Below are 5051 nucleotides of genomic sequence, written 5' to 3' on the forward strand. Positions count from 1 at the left end.
CGGCGGGGGTGCCGGGCGGCGGGCGGCAGAGCAGCACGGCCTCGGCGGTGGTGCCGGGCGACGGGCGGCAAGAACAGCACAGCGCCGGTGGCCCGCCCGGGAGGGGCAGGCCACCGGCGCTGGGTGGTGGTGCGGTGCTACTCGGCGGCGGGTGCGTCGGCGATGGTCGCGACGACCTCGCCGGCGCCGATGGTGGCGCCGATCTCGGCGGACAGGCCGGTGACGGTGCCGGCCTTGTGCGCGGTGATGGGCTGCTCCATCTTCATGGCCTCGATGACGAGGATCGTGTCGCCGGCGGCGACCTCCTGGCCCTCCTCGACGGAGACCTTGACGACGGTGCCCTGCATGGGCGAGGTGAGCGAGTCGCCGGAGACGGCGGCGCCGGCAGCCTTGCCGCCCGCGCGCTTCGGCTTCTTGGCGCCGCCCGCGGCACCGGAGGCGGCGACGGCACCGAGGCCGCCGGGCAGGACGACCTCGACGCGCTTGCCGGCGACCTCGACGACGACGCGCTCGCGCTCGCCGGGCTCGGCGGTCTCGGACGGGCCGCTGTAGGGCTCGAGCTGGTTGTCGTAGTCGGTCTCGATCCACGTGGTGTACACGTCGAAGGACCCGGGGGTGCCGTCGGGCTGGGTGGCGTTGTAGGCCGGGTTGTCGAGCACGTCACGGTGGAAGGGGATGACGGTCGGCATGCCCTCGACGACGAACTCGTCGAGCGCGCGGCGCGACCGCTCGATGGCCTGCTCGCGGGTGCGGCCGGTGACGATGAGCTTGGCGACGAGCGAGTCGAAGGCGCCGGGGACGGTCTGGCCCTCCTCGTAGCCGCCGTCGAGGCGGACGCCGGGGCCCGACGGGGGAGCCCACTTCGTGAGGGTGCCCGGGGCGGGCAGGAACCCGCGGCCGCCGTCCTCGGCGTTGATGCGGAACTCGATGGAGTGGCCGATGATCTCGGGGTCGCCGTAGCCGAGCTCCTCGCCGGCGGCGACGCGGAACATCTCGCGGACGAGGTCGATGCCGGTGACCTCCTCGGAGACGCAGTGCTCGACCTGGAGGCGGGTGTTGACCTCGAGGAAGCTGATGGTGCCGTCGCGGGCGACGAGGAACTCGCAGGTGCCGGCGCCGTAGTAGCCGGCCTCCTTGAGGATGGCCTTCGAGGAGTCATAGAGGCGCTTGAGCTGGTCGTCGGACAGGAACGGCGCGGGCGCCTCCTCGACGAGCTTCTGGTGACGACGCTGGAGGGAGCAGTCGCGCGTGGAGACGACCACGACGTTGCCGTGCTGGTCGGCGATGCACTGGGTCTCGACGTGGCGCGGCTTGTCGAGGAACTTCTCGACGAGACACTCGCCGCGGCCGAAGGCGGCGACCGCCTCGCGGGTGGCCGACTCGAAGAGCTCGGGGATCTCCTCGATCGTGCGGGCGACCTTCAGGCCGCGTCCGCCACCGCCGAAGACGGCCTTGATCGCGACGGGCAGGCCGTGCTCCTCGGCGAAGGCGACGATCTCGTCGGCGTCCTTCGCGGGCTCCTTGGTGCCGGGTGCGAGCGGTGCGTTGGCGCGCTCGGCGATCTGCTTGGCCTTGGCCTTGTCGCCGAGGGCGTCGATGGCCGAGGGCGGCGGGCCGATCCAGACGAGGTCGGCGTCGATGACGGCCTGCGCGAAGTCGGCGTTCTCGGCGAGGAAGCCGTAGCCGGGGTGGACGCTGTCGGCGCCGGAGCGCTTCGCGACGGCGATGATCTTCTCGATCGAGAGGTAGGAGTCGCCCGGGGTCGCACCCTCGAGCGAGTAGGCCTCGTCGGCCATGCGCACGTAGATCGCGTCGCGGTCGGGCTCGGCGTAGACGGCGACGCTGCCGATGCCGGCGTCCTTGCAGGCTCGGATGACGCGGACCGCGATCTCGCCACGGTTGGCGATCAGGACCTTCTGCAGGGGCTTGCTCACGAACACTCTCCTCGGGATGGACAGGCTGGGCGGGGGGCCGCACCGCGTGCTGAGTCTAGGGGGATCGCGCGGCCACGGCCGGATGAGGTACGTCACGCCGGTGTCGCGGCGTCCTTCCGCACAGGTTAACGACCGTTAACCGGCGGTGCTAGGCTCGCGCCATGGTCGCCGCATCGATGACAGGTCTGTCCCGCGAGCACGAGGACTTCCGTCGTACCGTCCGGGAGTTCGCCGAGGCCGAGATCGCGCCGCACGTGGCGCAGTGGGACCGCGACCACCACTTCCCGGTGGACGTCGTGCGCGCCATGGGCGACCTCGGGCTGTTCGGCCTGACGGCACCGGAGGCGGTCGGCGGGGCCGACGGCGACTTCACGAGCCTGTGCGTCGCGATCGAGGAGCTGGGCCGGGTCGACCAGTCGATGGGCATCACGCTCCAGGCGGGGGTCGGTCTCGGGATCAACCCGATCGTCGCCTACGGCACGCCCGAGCAGCAGGAGCGCTGGCTTCCCGACCTGGTGGCCGGGCGCACGCTCGCCGGCTTCGGGCTCACGGAGCCCGGTGCCGGGTCCGACGCCGGTGCCACGCGCACCCGCGCCGTGCTCGACGGCGACACCTGGGTGGTCGACGGCGCGAAGCAGTTCATCACGAACTCCGGCAACGAGCTGACGTCCGTCGTCACGGTCACCGCCCGCACCGGGGAGCGGCCCGACGGACGACCCGAGATCTCGGCGATCATGCTCCCGGCGGGGACGCCTGGCTTCGTCGCCGAGCCGGCCTACGACAAGCTCGGCTGGCACATCTCCGACACCCACCCGCTGACCTTCACGCAGGCCCGCGTGCCGGCCGACCACCTGCTGGGGGAGCGGGGACGCGGCTACGCGCAGTTCCTGGCGACCCTCGACGACGGACGCATCGCGATCTCCGCGCTGTCGGTGGGCTGCCTGCAGGCCTGCCTGGACCTGTGCGTCCAGTACGCGGGCGAGCGGCAGACGTTCGGCGTGCCGATCGGGGCGAAGCAGGGCGTCGCGTTCCAGGTGGCCGACCTCGCCGTGCTGCTCGAGGGGGCGCGCGCCCTGACCTACCGGGCAGCCGGTCTGAAGGACGCCGGGGCGCCGTACGCGGTCGTCAAGCAGGCCGCCTCCGTCGCCAAGCTCTACTCGACGGAGGCCGCGGTCACCGGCACGCGGATCGCCACGCAGGTGTTCGGCGGGTACGGGTTCATGGAGGAGTACCCGGTGGCGCGCTTCTACCGCGACGCGAAGATCCTGGAGATCGGCGAGGGCACGAGCGAGGTGCAGCGCATGCTCATCGCGCGCGGACTCGGTCTGCCCGTCGAGTGACGGCGTGCTGCGGCCGCGTCAGAGGGTGACGAGCGCGCGGCAGGGAAGCGGCACGTGCCGCACCTGGTCGCCGAAGTCGACCTGGGCTGAGCGGGTGCCCTGCAGGCTGACGATGCGTCCGAGGCCCCAGGTGTCGTGGCTGACGCGCGCGTCGACCTCGTAGACCTCGTCCGGCACCTCCGCCGGACGCTGGAAGGGGCTGGACGCGTGGTAGCGGCGCGAGGTGGGCATCATCCATGGTCCCACGTGCCGACCCCGTCCAGGACCGGATCGGGCGAGCCGCTCAGTCGAGCGGCCGGTTCCAGAGGTCGGTCCAGACGACGTCGAGGTCGGCGACGAGGTCGCGCAGCAGCGGCAGGCTGATCCCGACCACGCAGTGGTGGTCGCCCTCGATGCCACGGACGAAGGCGCCGCCGAGGCCGTCGATGGTGAAGGCACCGGCGACGTGCAGGGGCTCGCCAGTGGCCACGTAGGCGTCGATCTCGGCGTCGCTGACGTCGGCGAAGTGCACCACCGTCGACGCGCTGTCGACGACCTCGCGCCCGCCGCGGCGCACGCAGTGCCCGGTGTGCAGCACGCCCGACCGTCCGCGCAGACGCCGCCAGCGGGCCCGCGCGGTGTCGGCGTCGCCCGGCTTTCCCAGGATCTCGCCCTCGAAGGCCAGCACGGAGTCGCATCCCACGACGAGCGCGTCAGGGTCGTCGATGTCGGACGCGACCGCGCGGCACTTGAGCTGGGCGAGCGCTGCCGCGAGGTTGGCGGCGTCGTGCGTGGTCACCTGCGACTCGTCGACCCCGGAGACCACCACCTCCGGCTCGATGCCCGCGGCCCGCAGGGTCGCGAGCCGGGCGGGGGACTGGGAGGCCAGGACCATGCGCACCATGCCCCCATCGTGGCAGGCCCGACGCCCGCCCCCCATCGGTGGATGCGCAACATCAGCGCCGCGACGGGGCGGCATCGGTGGCTGGGGGACGTCTGCAGCCCCCCTGTGGTTGCCGGTCCACCGATGACGGTGAGGGGGCGCCGGTCAGGCGGGGGGAGGAGAGCCGTACGTGGCGGGCTCGGCGCGCAGGTCGGGGTGGGCGAGCACGGCGTCGACCAGGCCCCGGGACCCACCGACGGTGAACCACGACGGGTCGACGTCGGAGGCGATGCACCAGGCGTGGTCGGCAGGCCACGTGAACGACGCCTGCGGCAGGTCGGCGGGCCAGCCGGGACGCGGGGGTCGGGCGCCCCAGTCGCCGACGTCGGCGACCGTGCCGGTGAACAGCAGGTACGCGCGCTCGCCCGCGAGGTCGGCGCGCGGCGCGTCGAGCACCGGACGGTCGAAGGCCGGCGCGACCGCGAGCGGCGGCGGCTGGCGGAACAGGCGTCCGAACAGGCGGTGCGGGTCCATGGCGGCGTAGACCCTCCCGCCGCCCTCCAGCTCGCCCCACCCCTCCCACAGGGCGAACCAGCAGCGCTCCGGCGTCGTGGTGTGCTCGGCGGCGATGCGGGTCACGAGCGCCACGACGTCGGGGTCGGGACGGTAGGGGTCGGCGTCCTCGCCGTCGAAGTGGACCGTGGCGTACGCGTCGAGACCCGGCGGCCCCTGGGTGGCCAGCACCGGCCACGGCCCGTCGGCGCGCACGACCCAGTCCGCCACGGACAGGGCGGTCTCGTGGCGCAGGGTCATGCGGCGGCCGTCAGGCCCAGGCGGAGCGTCGCCAGGCGTCGGGCCCGACGCGCAGCGGCGTCCGGGCCGCGCGGGAGGGGTGGCCCCACTCGCTGCGCGGCT

At 73.3% G+C, this 5051-nt stretch carries 5 protein-coding genes; 1 reads left to right on the forward strand and 4 read right to left on the reverse strand.

Annotated features, from left to right (window positions below):
• Window positions 1-137 precede the first annotated feature (137 nt).
• Window positions 138-1940, reverse strand: coding sequence for a biotin carboxylase N-terminal domain-containing protein (locus tag NH339_RS17210; RefSeq protein WP_253027230.1), 1803 nt, complete (start codon window positions 1938-1940; stop codon window positions 138-140).
• A 155-nt stretch (window positions 1941-2095) separates the two neighbouring features.
• On the opposite strand from NH339_RS17210, the gene NH339_RS17215 reads away from it, so the two are divergent.
• Window positions 2096-3274, forward strand: a complete 1179-nt coding sequence (locus tag NH339_RS17215; RefSeq protein ID WP_253027231.1) for an acyl-CoA dehydrogenase family protein — start codon at window positions 2096-2098, stop codon at window positions 3272-3274.
• Window positions 3275-3292: 18 nt separating this feature from the next.
• Here the strand turns inward: NH339_RS17215 and NH339_RS17220 are convergent, their stop codons facing one another.
• From NH339_RS17220 to NH339_RS17230, 3 genes are all read right to left on the reverse strand, one after another.
• Window positions 3293-3505, reverse strand: a complete 213-nt coding sequence (locus NH339_RS17220) for a hypothetical protein (protein ID WP_253027232.1) — start codon at window positions 3503-3505, stop codon at window positions 3293-3295.
• 52 nt (window positions 3506-3557) lie between these two features.
• Window positions 3558-4157, reverse strand: coding sequence for a nucleoside triphosphate pyrophosphatase (locus tag NH339_RS17225; RefSeq protein ID WP_253027233.1), 600 nt, complete (start codon window positions 4155-4157; stop codon window positions 3558-3560).
• A 144-nt stretch (window positions 4158-4301) separates the two neighbouring features.
• Window positions 4302-4949: a hypothetical protein gene (locus NH339_RS17230; RefSeq protein WP_253027234.1), complete on the reverse strand. Its 648-nt coding sequence runs from the start codon at window positions 4947-4949 to the stop codon at window positions 4302-4304.
• Between the last annotated feature and the right edge of the window lie 102 nt (window positions 4950-5051).

Source organism: Aeromicrobium sp. CnD17-E (assembly GCF_024124745.1).
Classification (GTDB): Bacteria; Actinomycetota; Actinomycetes; order Propionibacteriales; family Nocardioidaceae; genus Aeromicrobium.